This is a genomic window from Leptospira kemamanensis (assembly GCF_004769665.1).
GTDB lineage: Bacteria > Spirochaetota > Leptospiria > Leptospirales > Leptospiraceae > Leptospira_A > Leptospira_A kemamanensis.
The window spans coordinates 73,395-94,235 of record NZ_RQGG01000009.1 but is presented as its reverse complement, the minus strand read 5'-3'; the positions used below and the strand labels follow the sequence as shown (position 1 = coordinate 94,235).

The 20,841-nt window shown below is 40.7% G+C and carries 24 protein-coding genes; 6 read left to right on the top strand and 18 right to left on the bottom strand.

The features are described 5' to 3' along the window. The first annotated feature begins 26 nt into the window (after nt 1-26). Together EHQ59_RS03105 and EHQ59_RS03100 are read left to right on the top strand one after the other, a co-directional pair. Entirely contained in the window at nt 27-494 is a 468-nt protein-coding gene (locus tag EHQ59_RS03105; RefSeq protein ID WP_135617682.1) for an OmpA family protein, read from the top strand. A 73-nt stretch (nt 495-567) separates the two neighbouring features. Further along, on the top strand, nt 568-960 hold the full coding sequence (locus EHQ59_RS03100) for an acyl-CoA thioesterase (RefSeq protein WP_135617681.1): 393 nt from the start codon (nt 568-570) through the stop codon (nt 958-960). Nucleotides 961-966: 6 nt separating this feature from the next. On the opposite strand, the gene EHQ59_RS03095 is transcribed toward EHQ59_RS03100, so the two are convergent. Beyond that, complete coding sequence (locus EHQ59_RS03095) at nt 967-1,353, bottom strand: LIC_11502 family protein (RefSeq protein WP_135617680.1); 387 nt, start codon at nt 1,351-1,353, stop codon at nt 967-969. A 4-nt stretch (nt 1,354-1,357) separates the two neighbouring features. Between EHQ59_RS03095 and queG the strand changes: the two genes are divergently transcribed. Next, nucleotides 1,358-2,314, top strand: a complete 957-nt coding sequence (gene queG, locus EHQ59_RS03090) for a tRNA epoxyqueuosine(34) reductase QueG (RefSeq protein ID WP_208652314.1) — start codon at nt 1,358-1,360, stop codon at nt 2,312-2,314. On the opposite strand, the gene thiE is transcribed toward queG, so the two are convergent. From thiE to EHQ59_RS03045, 10 genes are all read right to left on the bottom strand, one after another. After that, a complete protein-coding gene (gene thiE / locus EHQ59_RS03085) occupies nt 2,311-2,943 on the bottom strand; it encodes a thiamine phosphate synthase (protein WP_135617678.1) in 633 nt (210 codons plus the stop codon). The two genes, queG and thiE, sit on opposite strands and share 4 nt — an antisense overlap. Then, nucleotides 2,933-3,736, bottom strand: coding sequence for a hydroxyethylthiazole kinase (gene thiM, locus EHQ59_RS03080; protein WP_135617677.1), 804 nt, complete (start codon nt 3,734-3,736; stop codon nt 2,933-2,935). Before thiM ends, thiE begins: the two co-directional genes overlap by 11 nt. A gap of 21 nt (nt 3,737-3,757) precedes the next feature. Continuing rightward, complete coding sequence (locus EHQ59_RS03075) at nt 3,758-4,153, bottom strand: response regulator (protein WP_100716566.1); 396 nt, start codon at nt 4,151-4,153, stop codon at nt 3,758-3,760. 4 nt (nt 4,154-4,157) lie between these two features. Then, nucleotides 4,158-4,292, bottom strand: a complete 135-nt coding sequence (locus EHQ59_RS17935; RefSeq protein ID WP_279638175.1) for a hypothetical protein — start codon at nt 4,290-4,292, stop codon at nt 4,158-4,160. A gap of 58 nt (nt 4,293-4,350) precedes the next feature. Beyond that, entirely contained in the window at nt 4,351-5,106 is a 756-nt protein-coding gene (map, locus tag EHQ59_RS03070) for a type I methionyl aminopeptidase (RefSeq protein WP_135617676.1), read from the bottom strand. Nucleotides 5,107-5,109: 3 nt separating this feature from the next. Continuing rightward, nucleotides 5,110-5,313 carry a hypothetical protein gene (locus EHQ59_RS03065; RefSeq protein ID WP_002978419.1) on the bottom strand — a complete coding sequence of 68 codons (204 nt, stop codon included), beginning with the start codon at nt 5,311-5,313 and terminating at the stop codon, nt 5,110-5,112. Between the two features lie 11 nt (nt 5,314-5,324). After that, the gene (locus EHQ59_RS03060; protein WP_135617675.1) at nt 5,325-8,555 is read right to left on the bottom strand and encodes a SpiroCoCo family coiled-coil protein; all 3,231 of its coding nucleotides are present in this window, start codon (nt 8,553-8,555) and stop codon (nt 5,325-5,327) included. An 83-nt stretch (nt 8,556-8,638) separates the two neighbouring features. After that, on the bottom strand, nt 8,639-9,274 hold the full coding sequence (locus EHQ59_RS03055) for a rubrerythrin (protein ID WP_135617674.1): 636 nt from the start codon (nt 9,272-9,274) through the stop codon (nt 8,639-8,641). Nucleotides 9,275-9,305: 31 nt separating this feature from the next. Further along, nucleotides 9,306-9,944, bottom strand: a complete 639-nt coding sequence (locus tag EHQ59_RS03050) for a hypothetical protein (protein ID WP_425270109.1) — start codon at nt 9,942-9,944, stop codon at nt 9,306-9,308. An 8-nt stretch (nt 9,945-9,952) separates the two neighbouring features. Then, nucleotides 9,953-11,209: a 1-acyl-sn-glycerol-3-phosphate acyltransferase gene (locus EHQ59_RS03045; protein ID WP_135617672.1), complete on the bottom strand. Its 1,257-nt coding sequence runs from the start codon at nt 11,207-11,209 to the stop codon at nt 9,953-9,955. A 47-nt stretch (nt 11,210-11,256) separates the two neighbouring features. Between EHQ59_RS03045 and lmtA the strand changes: the two genes are divergently transcribed. Genes lmtA through EHQ59_RS03030 form a run of 3 tightly spaced genes read left to right on the top strand, consistent with a single transcriptional unit; the run spans nt 11,257 to nt 13,165 of the window. Further along, on the top strand, nt 11,257-12,018 hold the full coding sequence (gene lmtA / locus EHQ59_RS03040) for a lipid A Kdo2 1-phosphate O-methyltransferase (RefSeq protein WP_135617671.1): 762 nt from the start codon (nt 11,257-11,259) through the stop codon (nt 12,016-12,018). A gap of 6 nt (nt 12,019-12,024) precedes the next feature. Then, entirely contained in the window at nt 12,025-12,288 is a 264-nt protein-coding gene (locus tag EHQ59_RS03035; protein ID WP_135617670.1) for a hypothetical protein, read from the top strand. Nucleotides 12,289-12,310: 22 nt separating this feature from the next. Further along, nucleotides 12,311-13,165, top strand: coding sequence for a hypothetical protein (locus tag EHQ59_RS03030; protein WP_135617669.1), 855 nt, complete (start codon nt 12,311-12,313; stop codon nt 13,163-13,165). Here the strand turns inward: EHQ59_RS03030 and EHQ59_RS03025 are convergent. From EHQ59_RS03025 to EHQ59_RS02995, 7 genes are read right to left on the bottom strand one after another with little or no spacing between them, the layout of a single operon-like run. Next, a complete protein-coding gene (locus EHQ59_RS03025) occupies nt 13,128-14,156 on the bottom strand; it encodes an AAA family ATPase (RefSeq protein ID WP_135617668.1) in 1,029 nt (342 codons plus the stop codon). The genes EHQ59_RS03030 and EHQ59_RS03025 overlap by 38 nt on opposite strands. Then, nucleotides 14,153-15,568: an AMP-binding protein gene (locus EHQ59_RS03020; RefSeq protein WP_244245358.1), complete on the bottom strand. Its 1,416-nt coding sequence runs from the start codon at nt 15,566-15,568 to the stop codon at nt 14,153-14,155. The genes EHQ59_RS03025 and EHQ59_RS03020 overlap by 4 nt, the downstream gene beginning before the upstream one ends. Nucleotides 15,569-15,572: 4 nt before the next feature. Continuing rightward, nucleotides 15,573-16,124, bottom strand: a complete 552-nt coding sequence (locus EHQ59_RS03015; RefSeq protein WP_135617666.1) for a hypothetical protein — start codon at nt 16,122-16,124, stop codon at nt 15,573-15,575. Next, nucleotides 16,099-17,745 (bottom strand): vWA domain-containing protein, encoded by a 1,647-nt coding sequence (locus EHQ59_RS03010; RefSeq protein WP_135617665.1) that lies wholly within the window; start codon nt 17,743-17,745, stop codon nt 16,099-16,101. The genes EHQ59_RS03015 and EHQ59_RS03010 overlap by 26 nt, the downstream gene beginning before the upstream one ends. After that, nucleotides 17,746-18,684, bottom strand: coding sequence for a hypothetical protein (locus tag EHQ59_RS03005; RefSeq protein WP_135617664.1), 939 nt, complete (start codon nt 18,682-18,684; stop codon nt 17,746-17,748). Next, nucleotides 18,681-20,258, bottom strand: a complete 1,578-nt coding sequence (locus tag EHQ59_RS03000) for an AAA family ATPase (protein WP_135617663.1) — start codon at nt 20,256-20,258, stop codon at nt 18,681-18,683. Before EHQ59_RS03000 ends, EHQ59_RS03005 begins: the two co-directional genes overlap by 4 nt. Then, the gene (locus EHQ59_RS02995; RefSeq protein WP_135617662.1) at nt 20,255-20,836 is read right to left on the bottom strand and encodes a hypothetical protein; all 582 of its coding nucleotides are present in this window, start codon (nt 20,834-20,836) and stop codon (nt 20,255-20,257) included. The genes EHQ59_RS03000 and EHQ59_RS02995 overlap by 4 nt, the downstream gene beginning before the upstream one ends. Nucleotides 20,837-20,841 lie beyond the last annotated feature (5 nt).

The window sequence follows — 20,841 nt, the reverse complement described above, 5'->3', positions numbered from 1 at the left end:
GAGGATTTCGATCGTCTAAATTTTATATGGTTTGGATTTCCCTAATCTTAGTTAGTTTGCCGTTGGTTTTTTATTGGCTTTGGCCAAAAAAGGGAAACTTAAAGGTAAAAAACGAAACCAAAGAGTACAATCTGTACAAATCTTTCTCTAAAACGAACGAAATCCAAAGAATAGAAACAGTAGTCTACTTTGAAGCAGGGAGTTCTCAGTTGTTTGCGAAAGACCTGATCCAGTGGAAGGAATGGATCACTCCTTATTTATTACGAACGTTAGATTCTATTCTACTCATTGGCTCCGCGGATACAACAGGAAACGTAAGCAAAAATCGTAGGCTTGTCAAAGAAAGGGTCCAAACGATTCGCCAAAGCCTCCTCTCTTTGGGTGTAAAACCTGAAATCATTTCCAGCCAATGTTTGGAACCGATTCCAGGGCGAACGGCAAAGGAAAGAGAGCGATTTCGATCTGTCGTCGTCCAAGTAAACATTTTAGGATAAGAATGACAAATCAGAATCCCTTCTTTAGGATAAAGATGACAATGAAACATCATTTGAAATTTTTGTCAGAGAGATGATTCGAACCGAAATCCAAATTCGATTTAACGATATGGACCCGATGCGACGAGTGAATAACGCCAGTTATTCGGCGTATTTGGAATTGGCACGCCTTGATTTTTGTAATCGATATTTGTCAGTCACAACACTAGAAGACATTCCCTTTGTCCTAGCGCGAGTAGAGATGGATTTGGTTTCTTCTGTTTTGCCAGGGGATTCCATTTATGTGAATACTTGGGTCTCTAAGATAGGCACAACTTCTTGGGAATTTTCCTATGAAATCAAAAACCAAAAAACAGATGTTTTGTATGTGAAAGCAAAAACTGTTCAAGTATACTTTGATTATAGAGAAAAGAAGAAATTACCGATTCCAAAAGAATTCCGAATGAGTTTGGAAAAGGAAATGTGATCAAATTTAAAATAATTCTTTGGAATCAAAATGTTTCCATTCCCAATGGTAGGCGGACTTATCGCCAAACTGAATGCATTCGTCTAACCAATTGGATTCTCTTTCCGGTCTGAGTGTCTCATAGGTTTCTGTGATGGTTCGGATCAGTTCCTTGTATTCTGGTAAAATTTCGGGTAATAAGGGATCTGTTTCCCTTTCCAGAAGGCGGACTATGGATTGGATGAGGGCAAAATAAATTCCCTTTTTTAAGAGTTCCGGCATGACTTTTGGCAAAGGAACCAGGGCTTCTAGTTTTTGAAAATGAGGGATGAGTTTTGGAATCTTCCCCAACAAATGGCTTGGCAAAAGGTTTTGGATTTTTGTAAGATACACTTCATTCTCTTCATTCGCCATGACAATCACTCAACCCCAAGACCAATCTCAAATCAAGTCCCTTTGTGAAACAGAAGGATTTGCCTTTGTTGGGTTTACAAAAGCGGAAATCCCAGAAAAAGACCTAAGGTTTTTAGAGAAATGGATTTCTGAAAAAAAACATGGCAATATGGATTGGTTTGCCAAAGACCATGCCCTTGCCATCCGCAATCGATTTGAAAACTTAGGATTCAAACCGACATCGGCCATCTGTTTGGGTTTTCTGTATCGTTCGAGTGAAGCGGAAGACCTGCTCCCTCAAATGAAACGAAAGGTATCGCGTTATGCCCTTGGCACCGACTACCATATCGTATTACGAAAGAAAGGAAACCAAATCTTAAAAGAGTTGAAAAAACTCTATCCGAAACACCAGTTTCGCCTATCTGTAGATAGTTTGCCCATTGCCGAAAAAATTCTCACAAGAGAATCGGGAATGGTTTGGCAAGGAAAACACACAAACCTCATCCATCCTAAGTTAGGTTCTTATTTTTTTCTATCGGTCATTCTCACCGATTTAGAGTTAGGTGAAACTAATCCACAGGAGAAAACAACAGATCATTGTGGGAGTTGCAGGCGTTGTTTAGACATTTGTCCCACAAATGCTTTGGAGCCATACCAAATTGATGCCTCAAAATGTATCTCTTACCTCACCATTGAAGATCGAAGTACTGCGGAAGTGAGCGATTCCTTTTTGGCTTGGGACAGAAGGGCTTGGGTCTATGGCTGTGACCTTTGCCAAGAGGTTTGTCCTTGGAATGAAGGGATCGCCAAACGAAACCAGGTGGAAACAAACGAACCTAGTTTTTTACCCAGAGAATTTTGGAAGGATCTCAGTTTTCAAAAAAAAGAGTTTTTAACAGAAGATGAATTTCAAGAATACTTCAAAGATTCTCCCATCGAACGAATTGGGGTTTCGATTTGGAACCGGAACCAAGCCACTTAAAACAATTTTTTTAAGGCAATTGTTGCTTCTTTGGGATCGTTGGCAGAACAAATCGCACTCACGACTGCCAGTGAATTGGCACCTGCCTCGATCACATCTTTAGCATTGTCTAAATGAATCCCACCAATGGCTACAATGGGGAGATTCGTTTTTTCTCGAAGCCAACGAACACCTGCTAGGCCCCAAGCAGTTTTGGTATTCGTTTTTGTTTTGGTATCAAATACGGGGGAAACAGCGAGATAATCGAGATTCGGACTTGGATCTTCTTTTTGTAAGGTTTCCCAGTCTTCTTTAGTTTCGATCGAAAGTCCAATGATGGCCTTTGGTCCAAGGAGTTTTCTTGCTACGTACCAAGGGAGGTCCGATTGGCCCAGATGGACCCCATCAGCACCCGATGCCAAACAGAGATCCACTCGGTCATTGATGAGGAGGGGAACTTGGAATGGACTTAGGATTTTTTTTAAGTGGATGGCAAGTTCTAAAAATTCACGTGAGGTTGCTTCTTTTTCCCGGAGTTGGACAAGGGAAACTCCACCAGTCGCAGACAAACGAACGACATCTTCTAAACGATGGTGGATACAAAGAGGCCTATCTGTCACCAGATACACCCCTTGGATTTTATTTTGCATTTAACCTTTGTTTAATGGTATCTGCATTTATTTCGTAAAGGGCATCAAGAAATGCCACTTGGAAACTGCCTGGGCTAGAAGTTTTGGATTTTGCCATTTCACCGGCAATTCCCATCACCGCCATCGCAGATGTTGCCGCACGGAACTGGTCTTTTTGTACGGCAGCAAACGCACCACAAAGGGCAGAAGCTGTACAACCAAGGCCTGTCACCTTTGTCATCAGTGCATCACCATTGGAGATTTGGGCTTGGTTTGTGCCTTTTAAGATATAATCAGTGGCACCACTGATCACAACGACACCTCCAGTGACTTTGGATAAGGACTTACCTGTGTCCACTGCGGACTCGGAGGAATCGGTTGCATCCACTCCCTTGGTTTTTCCTGAAGAAGAGAGAGTGGATAGGATTTCTGATGCATTGCCTCTAATAATACTTGGGTTTCCAGAATCCAAAATCTTTCTGATTGCCGCATTACGGATGTTACTTGCTCCAGCACCCACTGGATCTAAGACCAATGGTTTCCCTAAGGAAACAGCTTTTTTCGCAGCTTTTTCCATACTTTGGATCCAAGGTTCGGAAAGGGTTCCAATATTGATGACAGTTGCCGAACAGATTGTCACCATTTCTTCGACTTCTTCGATGGCATGGGCCATAATGGGAGAGGCACCTATGGCAAGTAGGGCATTGGCAGTGTTGTTCATCACAACGTAGTTGGTAATATTATGAACTAAAGGTACGGTAGAACGTACGATTTCTAAGTCTTCGATGGTATTTTTTAAAATGTTTTGGGACATACGGAGGTTTCCTAGGAAAACCTAGGCAATCTTCGTTATCGCGTCTTCTACTTTTTTGATTAAATCAGATTCCGACCATGGTTTGTTTAAAAAACTATGAAGGTCCACTTCCCCTTTCAATTGGTTGAGGGAATGTTCATCAATGTGTCCGGAAATAATTATTTTTTTGATTTTGGGGTAGGTTTTATGTACTTCTCGAAGGAACTCATCACCTCGTTGGTTGGGCATAAGCCAATCCGAAATGATGATGAGGATGTTGATGCCTTCTTCCGCTAATTCTTCAATGATCGACCATGCCTCTTCTGTATTCTGGGCAGTCTCATAACGATACTCGTTCCCAAAATGTTTTTTCAGTTGAGATTTCAAACTCATCAATATGATTTGTTCGTCATCGACGAAGAGGATGGCGCGGCCCATTGGATTATTTTCCGTCGTGTGGGCACTCAACCAATTTGTCGTGACCAGGGCAGGCAGATCTTTTTTCTTTTCCTGGGCAAATGGCAAATGCGGATGTTGCGAATAATAAAATGCTGAGTAAACCAACTGTAAACTTCATATAGCTACCTCTTTTTTGATTAGACGAGGAAAAGGAAAGGATTGCAAGAACCTTTTCCTTAAACTTTCGTTAGAATTTCATACCCTTTGTCGGTGACAAGGATGGTATGTTCGAATTGTGCCGACAATTTTCCGTCTTTCGTGCGGACCGTCCATTTGTCAGAGCGATCAAAATTCACTTCCCAAGTTCCTAAATTGACCATCGGTTCCACGGTAAAAATCATTCCAGGCTCTATTTTGGCTAATTTTCTTGGAGAACGAAAATGGGGCACTTGTGGTTCTTCGTGGAAATTTCTTCCCACACCATGACCCATCAGATCTCGGACAATTCCATACCCCATAGGAGTTAAAAAATCATCAATGGCATTCCCGATATCATCAATGCGGTTTCCTGGTTTGATTTGTTCAATCCCGATCCACATTGCTTTTTCGGTATCCGCGACTAGTTTTTCTGCTTCGGGTGAGGTTTTTCCACCCACAATAAAGGTTTTGGACGTGTCTCCAATGTAACCATCCACAATGGGGGAGACATCTAAATTCACGATGTCCCCGTCTTGCAAAACGTCTTCTTTTTTAGGAATCCCATGGCAGACTACTTGGTTGATGGAGGTACAAATGGATTTTGGGAATCCTTTGTATCCGAGAGGGGCAGAACGGTGGCCGTTTTTTTTGGTATAAGCTTCCGCGATATCGTTGAGTTCCAAAGTGGAAACACCCGATTTCACAAAGGGTTCCAAATAAACGAGGAGTTCGGCGGCAAATTTACCCGCCTTCCTCATCTTTTCAATTTCTGATTTGTTTTTGATATAAATCACGGATTAGAAATCAGTCGACCGAACCGTTGTTCTTTTGTTGGCAGAAGTTCTTTCGAGAGCTTTGTCGATCAAACGGTAAATTTCTTCGTTGATACCGTCAATGGCATCCCCGGAAGTCATAAATCCCTTACTTTTGATGTAAGCTTTCACTTTAGAAGTGACAATAAGGGATTCTTTCGACGTTGTTTCTGTTTGTTCTTCGGACATGGATACCTCGGTTATTTCTTTCTAACTCCGAGGATGGTATCCACGAGGGATTTTTCAATATTTAATTTTTCACTAATTGCCTCGGAAGACCACTGGTAGTTGTCGTGAAGGCTCTGAATCGTGGCTCTTTTTCGCTCGACCAAGGGATTTCCCGAATTTTTTCGGTCCATTTTGGGGGAAGCGGAAGGGTTTTGCATTGCTCCTTGCACAATGTCCAAAAATTGAGAGAGTTTTTCGAAGGTTTCGTCTGCTTCCCCGAGAAGAGATTCCAAATCGTCCTTCGTGTCCTTTGTGGAATCCCTCAGGTCTTCCAAACGTTTTTGTAGGGTGAGGATTTGGCGGTAGCGGTCGGATAGGTCACCTAGCAGCTCTTCGATTTTGTCAAATTTGCGTTCGACGGAATCAATTTGCGCTTCTCGTTCCACAAGGAAGGAAGTGCGGTTTTCTGCTTGGCGGATGGTTTCTGTGAGTTCTTTTTCTCTCGCTTCCACTACATCGATTTCGCGGTCGAGGATGTCGAGGCGAGCTTGCAATTCCCGTGCATTGTGTTTTTGGCCTTCCAAGTTTTCCACCAAATGGAAAACGGAATCTTGTGACTCTTGGAGAGAGGACAAAAAGGATTCGATTTTGGCTTGTTCTTTTGTCAGGTTTGACACACGAGATTCGATGGATGTAATCTCTGTTAGGCTCTCTTCAAACCCTTCCATAGTTTCGGAAACATGGACCAAGTTGGAAGCAAGGATTTGGATTTGTTTGTCGATGTCTTCCGATTGAAACTGCGCTTCTTTTAGGGCTTCCAGTTCGTTTGCGATTTGAGTGCGCATTTCGCTGAATTCAGAAATGGCCGATTGGACAAGTTCCAAATCTGGTTTTCCTTTTTCCAAAGAACGTAAAGCTTCTGAAATCTCTTCCACAGCTTTGTTCGATTCGTCTGCGATCTGTTTGGCGGACGCAAATAAATCAGAATGTTCTTTGACGGTTTCCAGTTCACTGGAAAGTGTTAGGATTTCTTCTTTGAGAGATTCCAATTCGTTTTGGAAACCAGATAATGTTTCTTCTTTTGTGTCGTTTAAAGATTCTAAACCATTCTGGATTTCAAATTTGAGATCATGGAAACGGTTCAGGCTGTCTTTTAAGAAGTCTTGGCTTTCTTTTGCAATTTCTTTGAACGATTTTTCGTAATCCCTTTGGTAGGTCTCAATTTGTTTTTTGGATTCGTCTTTGGAACGTTTGATACTTTCTTCTAAGTTGCGACGAACCGTGTTTAGGTGGTTCGAAATTTTTTCTTCTAATTGGCCGAGTTGGAGATTCCCTTTGTCCAAAAGTTTTGTGAGTTGGTGTGAGATTTTGGAATCGATGGTTTCGTTCAAACGATCCATTTTCTCTTCTTGTAAATTGAAAAAAGATTCACCCGACTCTTCCAAGTGTTTGAGGATCCGTTCCACTTCACTACGAGCCAGTTTCGCTTCTTCTTCCAATCGAGAGATACTCTCTTTGGTTTTGGATTCGGCCACAAGTTCTAAATTGGCTTTTGCTTTTTGGAATTGGTTTTGGAATTCACCAAGTAAGTCAGCGCCTTCCACATGGATTTCTTTTAAGCGGTCTTGGAGTGTTTCGATGCTATAATTTTGGTCTTCGCGGATTCTACCGAGTTCTTCTTCCCATTTGCTTACAAATTGTTCTAAATTCGCATTGGCGATGCGGATCTTCTCTGTGACAATGGTTTCGGATTCTTTGGCTTTTTCTTCTGCTGTTTCTAAGATTTCGTGAGCGGATTCGCGGAGTGCTGACTTCAATTCTTCTACGTATTCATCTACATCTTTCGTTTGCGCTGTGATGGTTTCGTTCAGTTCTTTTACTTGCGATTGGATGGAACTTAAGTCTGAATCCATTTCGTGTTTTTGGATTTTGAAATCAGAATGCATTCTTTCTTCTAATTCTTTTTTCAAATCAAAAAGAGAGGATTTGATCACCATCTCTTGGCCAGAACGAACCGTTTCAAGTTCGCGATCAAATTCTTTTAACTCTTGTAATGCGCTTTTTTTGAGAGTGTTTGCTTCTTCTCGGAGTTCCTCTGAAATGCGATGGAATTCTTCTGAGAAAGCTTCAATCTCGCGGATGAGTTCTTGTTTGCGGATGTCTGCTTGGCGGAGGAGTTTATTCTCTGCTTCTAAGTATTTTTCTTGGAATTGGATGATGGTTTGGTTGATACCATCTGCTTGTCTTCTGGTTTCATTGATGATGTCATCTCGTTTGGAAAGTGTTTCGAGAGACAAGTCTTCGATTTCTCGTTTGATGGCATCGGTTTCTTGATTTAGGCCCTTCATGAATGAATCTTTTGTGTGGCTTACTTGGTCCACGATGGATTCAAAACGTTCTTGGATTTTTTTCTCGAGTAGTGTTACTTTCTCTTCTACTTTGGAAGATGCTCTTTGGTATTTTTCTTCTAACCTTTCATCAAACTTATCTACTTTGTCAGATAGTAAGGACGATGTGTCTTCAAACTTCGTAAGACGAACATCTAAATCACCTTGTGCATACTTCATGGACTCGAGGAGTAAATCCATTTCTTTTCGCGCATGGTCAAGTCGGCCCGCGGTTTCATTCACCATCACATCAGCATGGGTTAATAATTTTTCTCTAGCGGTCTCTGCAATTTTAGAAAGGGAATTGTCGAGGAAGTCTGATTTGGTTTCGAGAAGGCTTTCGAGTTCCACCATCTTTTGAGCGACAGATTGTAGAATTTCATCACTACGTAAGTTCAATTTGTTTTGGAAAGTATCTAACATTGAAATGGATTCGTTATGAAGTGCTTCCATATCTTCTGAAACTTCGCGTAACTCGCGTTTGTGGGAGTTGATTTGAGAAAGTCCTTCTTCCATGTATTGTTTTTCACGGCGGACTTGGTTACTCAAATCTTGGATTTGTTCCATTTCTCCCGAGAGAGAAGAGAGGTAATCTTTGCTTGCTCTGATTTTTTCGAAGAGGTCTCTCGATTCTGCACTTAGAGTTTGGATGTCTTCTGCGACTTTTCGGGATTGTTTCACGAGGATGTCTAAATCAATCCCGGCATCCTTTACCATTTGGATCTTTTGCAGGGCGACACCTTGCATTTCTTCGGTGAGTTTGGAGGCGTAACGTTTCAATTGGGACAGTTTGGTATTGGATTTGTCCAAACGACGGAGTCCGATGGTCACGGCGACACTCGCCAAAAAAGGTAATAAAAAGACTTCTAATCCCATTTTCTCAAAGATCCAATAATAGTATTATGTCGCATGAAGATGGTTGAAGGAAACCAGTCTCGGATTTTTTTCGCAAGCCTTTTTTAATTTAGGGAGAATTCGCCGATTTGGCGCCAAAATCGGGTGAAAATTTTGGCCTCTTCCTCCTCCAAAATAGCAAGCCTTTTGGCGGCATCTGGATCCAAACGGAACATTTCAGCGCTCATTTCGGACAAATGGCCTTCTTCTTCTAGGATGAGGTTGGTTAGGCGGATGGGAGAACCGGACTCGTTCAAAATTTCGTCGTACGCTGTGTAGACGACCATGGCACGTTTTTCAATCACCGTTGTGGTGTACAAATAGGCAAGGTAAGTGAAGGTCTTTTCGTCTGTGAAAACCTTTCGCAAATTCCGGCGCACCAGCGTGTCCAGTTTTGCGAAATAAATTCTTGCGGCAGTTCCTCGAACCAGTGAAGAGTTTTGGTACCCAGAGCGAAACTCAGGTTGGATCGTCCTTGCTGCTTTTTTGAAAAATAGGGCATGCCTTGCTTCTTCTGTGGCATGGCGTAAAATCATTTCCGAGGTATCTTCGCTCGATTGAGTGAGAAGGATTTTGCGGGATCCAATGTGTTCGAGAAGAGAGAGAGTGTTCAGCCAAAGGGCGTGGTTTTTGTCATTTGTGATGATGGCTTGTAAAACTTGTGGGATGGAATCGTTTTTTGTCTCTGTCACTTGGCCCATACATCCAAGTTGGAAAACCTAAGATTCTCTGCTAGCCTTTCTTTAAGGGAATTGTGAGTTGGGCAATGGTTTCGCCATCTTCATGGTAGATGCGAAATTGGTCTGTGGGAAGTCCTTCCCCTTTGAGAAGGATGATACAAAGGGCAATGCCAATTCCTTCCCCTTCGGAATTATCACCCCGTTCGATGTAGTATTCCATGATATCGTTGTAGTTTTGTGCGTGCAGAAGGGAGTTTCTGATTTTTTGCATTTCCCCTCGCACTAACATCGAGTTGTTGCGGATATCAAATTTGATTTGGGAATTGTTGTGTTCGATTTTCACGTGTACGTATAAATTTTTTTCACGGGCGAGGGGTTCAAAACTATTTCCCCTCCCTGCAAGGATTAAGCTTTTATACATCCTAACGCCTAACTCATAGTCGGCGGGAGATTGGATGTCGAGGAGGTTTTCTTGGAAAAACAATCGTTTGAAGTTGGCTTTGAATCCATTCAGGATTAAGTCTTTGACAATGGTGAATAAAATGGCTGAGAGATCTGGAATTTTGTATTTTTCTGTCAAAGCATCCAAAACTAAAACTAAATTTTCATCTAAATTTTTGGACGCTCCAAAGGTGGAGAATTCCAAGGGACCTGGTGTTTGTAACCAGTTCTCAATCTCTGAAAACAACATTCGTTCCATTAAAAAATATATTGGCTCGGGAAAAGTGGATTTGATTTGGACTTTTCATCTACTAACATAGATTGCAATTCATCTCTTAGACGTTCGGTAATGTTGTCTATGGTTTTCTTTTTGTCTTCTTTATACGAACCAAGATAGTCATTGATCTTAAATGGTTTTCCTAGTCTAACGACAGCTTTGTGAGGTCTGGACTTTGTTTCTCCAAAAATTTCGTTTTCATATCGGTATAAAAATTCATACAAACGTTCTGGGCTTGGTAATTCTTTGATGTAGGCAGTTTGGATGGAGATAAAATCATACGCTTTGGTGGCAGCGTTTCTTGCCCATCTTGCCATTTCCAAACTCGGGAGTTCTCCATTGGGGTCAGGCATTCCCACAGAAACCATTTCGAGAATACTTAATATTTTTCTGAGTTTTTCGATCGCGTTTGCATCTCCATCCCATTTAGGAATCTTTGCTTTTCTTGCAATGTTATCGAGCATGGCATGGCGCATCCGACCCAAACGATAATCAAAATCATCTGCTTTACTTTCTTCGACAGGGACACCGTATTCTTTTTCTTCTCGTTCCATCATACGTTTCCCAACCGATAAAAATCGATGTACGATGTCTTTTCCTGTTTTGGAAATGCCGAGTCTCTCTTCCATTCTTGTCAAACTTTGGTCGATGTCTCGTTGCATAGACTGAATGGAACTTGTCATCCTGTATTTGATGAAAGTAGGCAAAACCCAAATGGTCGCATTTGGATCATGTTTCAGTGCATCTTCTAAACCCCAAATCCCAAGTTGTGCCACTCCTGGCTGGAAGGGAAGAAGGGTATCATTCATTCCACTTGTGGGTTCCCCTTCAGGAAAAAGTGCCAATTTACCAGATGGATTTGCTAATATAGAACGGGATGCTTTTAAAGATTCTCTATCAGGAGCACCAGCTAACACAGAATAGGCCCCTATGGATTGAATGAAATCACCAACAAAGCCGTAACCCCATTCAAACACTTCTCTTGCGGCCATATAATGAAAACGTGAACCCATTAGATTTGCCGCATGGAAGGCAACTCCTGGTTCTTTGGTTGTGGGATGATTGGAAATGTAGAGAAGGCGTTCTTTTTGAAAGGATTTTAAAGTTTTTTCATCATTTTCAGAAATTTCAATCGAATCGATATTATGTACCAATTTATTGAGGAGTGGCAGTGTCAGATCGGTGAACCAAAGAGCAGGGAGATTGAACTTGGCAGGAATAAAGGATTTGATTGACATAGGACGAATGCTGACAGCTTAATCAAAGGAAGCAAGTACGATTTAACATGGCACTTATAGAAGAACTCAACCAACAAGGCAATTTTCTCTTCCGATGGCGCTCCTACATTCCAGGAGTCATTTTGTTCCTTTCCTTACTGTATCTACCGTATGTTCCTTATTTCCAAGGGAATTATATGTCCAATTTATATTGGTTAACAGCTGCATTTGTAGTTAGTTTAGCGGGTCTTTTTGTAAGATGTTTTACCATTGGTTACACTCCCAAAAATACATCTGGGCGAAATACAAAACAACAAGTAGCAGATGTGGTCAACCAATCAGGAATTTATTCTCTCGTGAGACATCCTCTCTACGTGGGAAACTTTTTGATGTATTTGGGACCTGTTTTGATTTTACGGGACTTTGCTTTTACATTAGTTTACATCATGTTCTTTTATCTATACTATGAAAGGATCATCTTTGCGGAAGAATATTTCCTACGTGGCAAATTCAAAGATGCTTATTTGAAGTGGGCTGACAAAACTCCAGCATTTATCCCACGTTTGTCGGGTTATCTTAAACCAAATTTGGATTTTTCCTTCCGTAATATTTGGAAACGAGAATATCCAAGTTTGTTTGGAATCATCGTTGTGTTTACCGTATTTGATTTAATTCAAATCTATTTCCAAGAGCCAAACCTTCGTTCTGTGGACATCGTTGGAATTTGGAAACCGTTTCACACTTGTTTTTTTGGGTTTGGACTTGTGTTTTATGTTGTCACACGTCTTATTGTAAAGACCACCAAACTGTTAGAAGTCGAAGGTAGATAAATTTCGATGAGCCGTTTGTCCAATGGATGGAAAGTTCCTGAGTCCCTAGAGGACAAAAAGGAACTTTTGGAATCCTACCAAAAAACGGTAGAAAGTATGGAAAGTGAAAACCCACTGACCATCTTTCGGGAACATATGGACAACGGCTTACTTTTCAAAGCAGGGTTACAAGATGCAATGAACCAACTCACGACTTTTGCGAACCTATACATGAGTATCATCGAACTAAAGTCTGAGATCACAAAACAAACCAAAGGTGATGTTACTTGAAACAACATGGTAGGGAGAATGGATGGACATTTTATCCCTTTATGAAGGAAGAACTTCTTTTGGCACTCTTTCAAACGAATCCAAAGCATTTTTAAACCCTATCCATAAGTACATTCGAGAAGAGTTCTCTACGGGTGATCCCACACTTCTCAGTTCCAACATCTCCTTTGAAACATTACAAATTTCGATGGCAAAGATCCGTTCCCGGATTTATAAGAATCGATCCATCAAAGGATTTTTAGTTCCCATATTAGAAGAATGGAACCTCGATCCAAAGGATGTACATGTAGATTTGTTTCGCCTGCGTTGTGTTCCGAATGGATTTCATTTATTAGAAGGGGCAGAATCTGTTCAGTACATCCACCGTGATTCCTGGTATGCCAATCCAGAAAACCAAATCAATCTTTGGATCCCCATCACAAACGTAGAGTTAGGTTCTGGATTTTCTTTATATCCATCTTATTTTGGAAAACCCATTCTCAATAATTCTTCTTTGTTTTTGTATGACCATTGGAAGGAAACAGGTGGGTTTCAAACGAGTTCCACTCATCCAAGGCTCCGTGAAAAAATCTTTCCCAAACCATTGGAAAAAGTATCAGATCCGCATCCAATTTCTGTGTTTGGGGATTTTGGCGATTATTTTATCTTCGCATCACACCACTTACATGGAACAAATGATAACACACAAGGGTATTCTCGTTTCAGTTTGGAAATACGGTTTGTGTTAGGCGATCATGTTAAACATCATTTGGGCCCGAAAAATTGGGACAATGGATCTCAAGGAACCACTCTGTATGAAATGAAACAACTGGAGAGTGGAGCGATTTTGCCAAGTGAGGTCATTCAATCTTACGTAAATCAATCTGCTCTTTTGTAAACGATTGAGGACTGATCGGCCATTTTTTGATCTGATTGACAGATTCGATTGCCAGTTTTTCTCTTTCTGAAAAATCCCCTTTGATGAGGAAAAAATCTCGTTTTGCTTCTTCCATTGCATTTAAAAAACGGATTTTCATTTCTTCTCTTTCGTCACCTAAGTCCCGTAATTTGTCCTTTTCCCAAGGAATGTCGATGTCTAAAAAAAGAGAGGCATCATACTGTAGACCAAGCGCTCGTTTGGTGAGCCAAGGGATGTCCGACCCGTAGTACCGTTCTAAATACACTTTTGTAGTGAGTAAATCCGTATCCAAAAATAAGATCCCATTGGATGTTTTGGCAGCCTCTACCTCAGAAGATAAATGTCCTTTCGCGATTGGTAAAAAATCAGACTCATCCATAGGAGTTGGTTTTTGTTCCAAATACTCTCTGGCAAACTCAGGGATCCAATTGGTTTCAAACCGATTCGCCAGTTTTTTGGCAAGAGTTGTTTTTCCCACAGATTCACTCCCCGTGAGGACAATTCGTTTCACAAAAAAAGGTCTGATCGGTTCTGGAATGAACTCCCAATGTTGGATCGGTGATTCTCGAATGGCAGTGGCGGAGATGGGAAATTGGTTTCTTCCTAGATCAATTGCGATATGTTGACATCCCAAAACAGACGCTAGTGGGTCACCATAGGTTTCAGAAGTAAAGATGACATCAATCGCAAATGGTGAATGGGATTTGATGGTTTTTTTCCAAATTTCCCAAAAATTCGGATGGTCTTCGGGGAATTGTGGGTTTTCGTCTTGTACCCAAATGATTTCTATGTCGGGTCTAGAGTGAAGTTCTTTCATCCATTCTACTCGGAGAAAACCAGGAATGATTTCTCGTTGTAAGGAACAAACAAGGACCGTTAGGTGGTCACAAAGTTTTTTTGCTTCCCGAATCAAATGGAGGTGGCCTTTGTGTGGCGGGTAAAATTTACCAAGGATCAGTCCATGTTTCATGACTTTGCCTCTTGTTCTTTCTTTCTTTGATAGGAATTGAGAAAGGCAATTTGTTTTTTTCCATCTAACGGAAAGTCGGTGTGAATGTGCACAACAGAACCTTCTCCAAAAAGAGAGGTGAGTTCAACTTGGATGGCCTTTTTTTCGTTCTCCCAAATGGATTCGTTTCCGCGAGTCGTTTCCTCTAAGGAAAGCCGGCAAACCCATTCATTGGCATTGGTTTGTTCTACTTGGAATTGGTAAATGATGGGGTTTTTTCTTAGGATCCTTGCCACATCTATGGGATTCACTATTTCTCCATTTTGTTTTTGGAAGTACACTGGTTTTCTACCAGATAACAAACGCAGACGAGGGAAATGGTCCCCACAGACACAAGGACCGTATTGGATCTCGCCTTGGTCACCTGTTTGGTATCGCAATAGTGGTATAAATGGATTACGGCCGCCAGTGAGAACAATTTCTCCTACATTGCCAGTGGGGACTGGGTTCCCCGTAGTATTGGATATGATTTCTACATACAAATCATGGGGGAGAAGGTGCATCCATTCAGGTTCGTTTGGACAGGAATAGGCGATGGGACCCGTTTCATTTAGGGAATAAAAATTGATCACTGGACATTGGAAGTATGCAGACAATCGAGTTCGTAGTGCGGGTGTTAACTCAAGTGCTGTAGAATGAATGGCTTCGGGTTTGTAATGGATTCCCATTTGCATTGCCGATTCGAATGCATAGGGATCACCCGTTAAAATTTGTGGGGAGGACTCAGTCAGAAAGTTTTGTAAATCAGATGGTTTTTTCCATCCATTGGGATGGATATTGATTTTGGCAAATTTGCTTCCTCCCGCCAAACTATGACAGGTGGCATACACAATGGTGTTTTCTTGGTAACAAAGTTGGATGGCAAACGTAGATTTTGGAGAATGGATGGGTCGTACACCAAAACGTTCGACACTAAACTCAATGAGAGGTACATAACAACCGATCGCCTTTGAGTGGTTTGGTGCTAGGATGGGTTTTCCTGTGGTGCCCGAAGTGGGATTGATCACAATCTCTTTCAGGTTCACATCGTTTGGAATGATCTCTGTGATTTTTGTTTGCAGGTCATCACGATTCATAAAAGGAATCAATTCGAAGTTTTGTTTCCATGGAATCCCTTGTAATTGTTTCTTAAAAAAATCAGATGTATTTAGATAGGATTCGATAAAGGGGAGGATCGTTCCCTTTGTTTGATAAAGAGAATGTTCTTTCGCATGCAACAAATCTTTTTGGAAAGAGGTTACGAATAAAAATTCTTCTTCCCCAATTCGATCTCCAATGATTGCATTCCACTTGGGTGCAAATGGTGACCCGGTCATTTTCTCTAATTCGAGATTCCATTCCTCCTTCATCAGTGGAGTTCTGTTTCGATCCAAAACTTTATTCACGGTTGTATTTAGAAGCCGCTTCTTCCTCTTCTTTTTGTTTGAGTTGCCTGAGGATTTCTTTGGCTCTTTCTTGGGCTTTTTTTGTTTCGTCTAAAATGCGCATTCGTTCACGAGAATCGATGGACCGGTAACGATCATGAAAGTATTCTTTGGTTTCATTTTTGGGGGTAAGGTTCAGGGAATGGAATACACTTCTGACTAGTTCTTCGGCACGTTCAGCATCGGTTGTCCAAGTTGTATAGTCGGGAACAATTTCACATAATTTCGGTAAGGTGTTTGTGAGGTAATCAAAAAAAGTTTCCTTTGGAAATTCTGGAATTTCTGATTCTTGATCATAAAGTAGATTTGCCAAAATCACATGAAGGGCTTTTAAGTGGAGGTTGGAGATTGAGTCCAAAGATTTTGGAAAGGGAGAAATTTTCCCTTGGCCTGTGCGAAGAAAAAATACATCAAACCATAAGGCATCCAGGGAAACGGTTGCTAAGTCCACTTGGTGAAAGGGAGTGTTTAGGACTTGTTTACTGTAGTATCTGATTTCTAACATAATTCCTTTCCACAAACTCTTTGCTAAACTTAAGTAAATCAGTCCAATTTTGAATGGGATAAATGTCCCATCCACTTTGTTGTAATTCGTTTACCACTGGATTTTGGTTGGGTTGGTAGAGTTGTAATACCATAGAACCACCACCTTCTGCTTGTTCGAGGGCATTTTTGACTATGGCCCTCGGATCCCTTGGGAAATTTTGAGTGAACATTGTATCAATTCCATCATCGGAGATCACAAGGATATGTCTTTTCCGTTTGGGAGGTTCTTTGTATTCGTCTTCCAAGAGTTCCAAAGGAAAACAAGTCCCTCCTCCAAAGTATCCTGTAAGAACCTTTAATATTTCTTTTTCATTTTTAATAAAACCATCTGTGGTTAAAAATTCTTTGATCCCGGACCATAACGTCACTCTGACAGCACTTCCCGTTTTTAATGCCGAAAGGGCAATGATGACACCAGCTAACGTTAAGTAGGACAAATCTGTTTGTGGATTAGGCATGGATCCTGAACAATCAACAAACAAATCTAAGTCGATGGGATTGACCTTGATTTCATTGGAAGATGTTTCCCCATACACATCTTCTACAGTGGTATACCCTGGAATGATGACGGGACTTTTGATGGTTGATTCCAACCAATTGATTTTTTCTAGTGGGGATCCAGGATCCCATAAATCATTTCCTTCTAAAATTTCTTCTTTGGCACCTGGGGTTGTTAGTTCCGGAAAAGGAACGAGATAGGGAAGTGCTTTGTCTTTATAATACCGGTAAGTGACCTCCGAAATGTCGGCCTCAATTCCCATACTTTGGCAAATGGATGAGTATTCGGAAGGAGTGAGAGATTTTTTAGATCCAGTCACACCTTCCAAAGGAAACAGTTCAGAAGAAATTTCGACTTCCGTGATCCCTGAGGGTGGAGTCATTCCTTTGCCTGCATCTAAGGTATCCAGTAAGGTTTGGAAATGTTTGGAATGGGACTGATTCTTTTCTTCAAAAAAATAAGGAAAACAAATACTGGCAAAATCAAACATTGCTTTTACCCAATCGTTGGGATAATTGCGAATCATCCGAGAGACAAGTGCTGCGTCCGATTGGATTTGGTCACATAACGTGCCTTCGGTGAGAGTTCCTGATGGAAGTGCCCATAATATTTCGTAAGTTCGCATATAGAAATTCCAAAATGGATCATTTTGTTTTCCAAGTTTTTTATATACTTCATCCATTCGTAAATGGTTTTGCTTTTTTAAGTGATCATTGATAAACAAATCTTCATAAATATTGACTATCATCGGTGTTAGATGGTTGTAACGCGGCATGGCAAGGTTTGTGATATAAACCAATTTGGCTTGGTCTGCCAAATCCCCAGGGCAATACACATGGTGGCCAATTTCGTGTCCTAAAATTTCTAAGGCATACTCTTCTAATTGGTAGTGTTTGATTTGGTTGACTGACAAGAGGACTCGGTGGTCTTTGAGACGAATTGCCGCAAAGGATGCGGTTAAACCTTCTTCTTTTTCTTCTGATTCGGTGAATAAAAATTTAGCAGGTGTGAGTTTTACATAATCACTCCAAAGTTTCAGTGCCTCTTCCCATTTGGATTCCCAAACCTTTACAAAATCCACTTAGGTTCTCCCGAGATAAAACAAATACACTTGGTACGATTGTTTGAGTGTAACAATCACATAGGATTCTTTTTCAAAGGAAGAATGAACTTGTTTTGCATCTAGTTTTTGTTCAAGGATTGGTTTCCAAAAAGCAGATGGGGAAACACTTGCTTTAGTAGGTGACAAAGGTTTTTCGATTGGATGGAAACTAGTTCCAAATTCATCCACAAAGAGTTGGAACCAAGTCTCCCCAGATCTCAAGAGGACTTTTTCAGAATCTAGATACAAGACGGGAATTTCTTTAAAATTGCCACCAAACAAAGTATAACCAGGAATCGAACGAAAATGAAAATTCATCTTGGATGATTCCTTCTTCGTATTCGGAGCAAAGGGAAATTGTAAGGAGGATGAATCGATTCCAAATTTGTCTTTGATTGCCGTGAGTAATTCCGGTCTCAAACTTTGGAACGGAAGAAACAACTCTTCTCGGTATTCTGGTTTTCCACTGGCCCAAAAAAGTAAACCTAACACAAGTTTTGTTTCCTCAATGGTTTGGATTTTGGAAAGTAGGGAAAAAAATCGTTTTAGAAATACTTCCTTTTTTTGATTTTCCAGTTTTGCGATCACATTGGTCAGGTAAGATAAAAACAAAACGGGATCTTTTTTGACTTCTGGGTTTGTGTCGGATAGGATTTGGAAAAAGAGAGAAGTGGAACTCTCCAGTTGTTGCAAGATATGTTTTGAGATCAGAGTCAATAGTTGAGTGAAAAGGGAAACAATGGTTTCTTCTTCCAAGGGATAAGAATTTTTCCCTGTGATGGAATCAAAAAAGGGAACCAGGTGGAGGGACAATTCTTCCTCGGAGAACTGAGGGTTTGTCCGTTTCATCGTTTGTACGATTTGGTTACAAAGCTCTTTTTGTTTGAGAATTGTTGACTTCCAGGAAACAAAACTCATACATTTGATTCCACCCATTTTAAGTAATTGGTATACCTTTGGTGCAAATACTTCAATTGTAACAAATCATCAAACATATGACCGTAAAGTTTGCGTTGTTTGGATATGGATTCGATTTCTTTTTCGATCTCCACTAATCTTTGTTTGGTGTCTTTGGCCGACAATCCTTCCAAACCTTGTTCAAATGTTTCAGAAAGTTTTGCAATGGTATCGTTTTTGTCGAGGCCAAGTCGTTCGTATTCGCTTAAGGATAAGGTAAAAAGTTTTCGAATCCAACTCACTCGATCACTGCGGTAAATTTGGTTGTCGGCTTCTTCAAAAAAAGGGGAATCTATATTTTGAACCAGTTTATCATGTAAAACAAAAGGTAAAACATGGCTTAGGTCATCGAGTGTTACTTCGCTAAGTCCTCTAAAATAAGCGAGAGCCTTTGCATAATTGATACAAGTGAAGATGGCTCGAACACTCAGTCCATTTTTGGTTTGGGATCCAATGTCTTTGATTTTATCTTTGCCAGTTTCCAAAGAAGACAAACGACTAAAATCAGTGGCACTCAGTTTGGCTGTGTCTTTGGTTTTGTATTCTAACTGTTCTCCCGCATATTCCATAAATTCAAACTGTGAAGTAAAAAATTCCATCCGACGGCGAAGACCTGGAGGAAAGTTGACTTGTTTGATTTGATCCGAAATGGTTTTCATTTCTTCTTCAGAAAAAATAATTTCTTTTGGAACAAGAGATTCTGGTTTATAACCTTCTTCCACTCTTTGGATTAAATCTTTAATAAAACGTGTGTTAAAGTGAGGAGCCTTTACCACGACATCAATTCGGTCTCTTAGTGCTTCAATGACTTGGTAAGTTCCACCACCCGCATCATCGTTCGCCGTTAAATACCAAGCTGCCTCAGGGCATTCAAAAATTTGGTCATAAATTTCGGCGTAGTTATCTCCCATGATGGTAAGAAGAGCAGATTGTGTTCTAGTAGGAATTCGATTGTATTCATCGATGATTTTTACTTGCATCCCAAGCCATTTGCGCCAAGCAATTTTGATTTCGTCCATGGACTTGGCTTGCATCATATCACTGGGAAGTGGGTTCCCTAATAAATCAGTGATGGTCATTTGTGGTTGGCCATGTTGGATGGCTCGTTTGATTTCTTTGATGGAATAACCTGCAAGAATTCCCATAAGGATAGCAGATGCAGTTTTTCCTCGGCCTGGCCCACCAACTAACAAACATTTGCCTTTGACAATCAGTGATAATAAGGGGAGTAATACAAAACTCGAATAACTTTGTGCTGTTGGGAGTGTGATGGTGGATTTGGAATCACCAATGGTAAACTTTAAAGGAGGAGTATCATTGTATTCGATGTCATAAAACGGATTGATGATGGCAAAGTTTGTGATCCAAAAATATGCCTTTCTTAATTTTTCATCCAATTCCAGATTTTGAGATTTCCCGTTTTGTATCGGTAATGGTCCTTCTTCCAAGATACTGGCGATATCAAATTTGTTCGCCTTGCCTTTGTTTTGTGGCAATGTAGGGGAAACGGAGAGTTTATTCGGGACGTTTGTCATAAATTCTCCAAAAGTCTTACTTCGGCAAGGCAACCAGTTTCCCTGTCCAATTTGAATTCAGGTGTTAAGATAAAGATATTGTTTGGGTAATTGTTTTCTACGGAAAATGTAGGCAATTGGTTTAGTGGAATGGAAATCTGTTTTTTCCCTGTTTCTTGGAAGTGATAAACAAAGGCAACCTCATCCTTTGGCATTCGTAGTTCTTTGTCTACATTGATGCTTTCTCGTAGTAAAAATCGTAAGTGGAAAGCTGGTATCGTTTCTGCAGGGCATGCATCAATCACTAGGGCAGTGAATTTTCTGGGTTGGAACTTTTTTCCGTCCCAAACATGAGAAAGTTGCATTTCTAAGAAAAAATCAAAATCACCTTGCGAGTTTTGAATCTTTCGCCAAACTGTGGAAGGATTTTTGTCTAATAAAAACGAAAGTCCAGTGGATCCGGTCACATCTTCGATGCGGAAGGGTGGGTTCTCTTTGTATCGTTCTATTTTTTGATTTGTACCCGAATAAAGAAAGTAGTTTCCAAAAAGGATACAGAAAACGGCAAAGAAAATCGGTAAAACGATCACAGGTCTCATAGAAA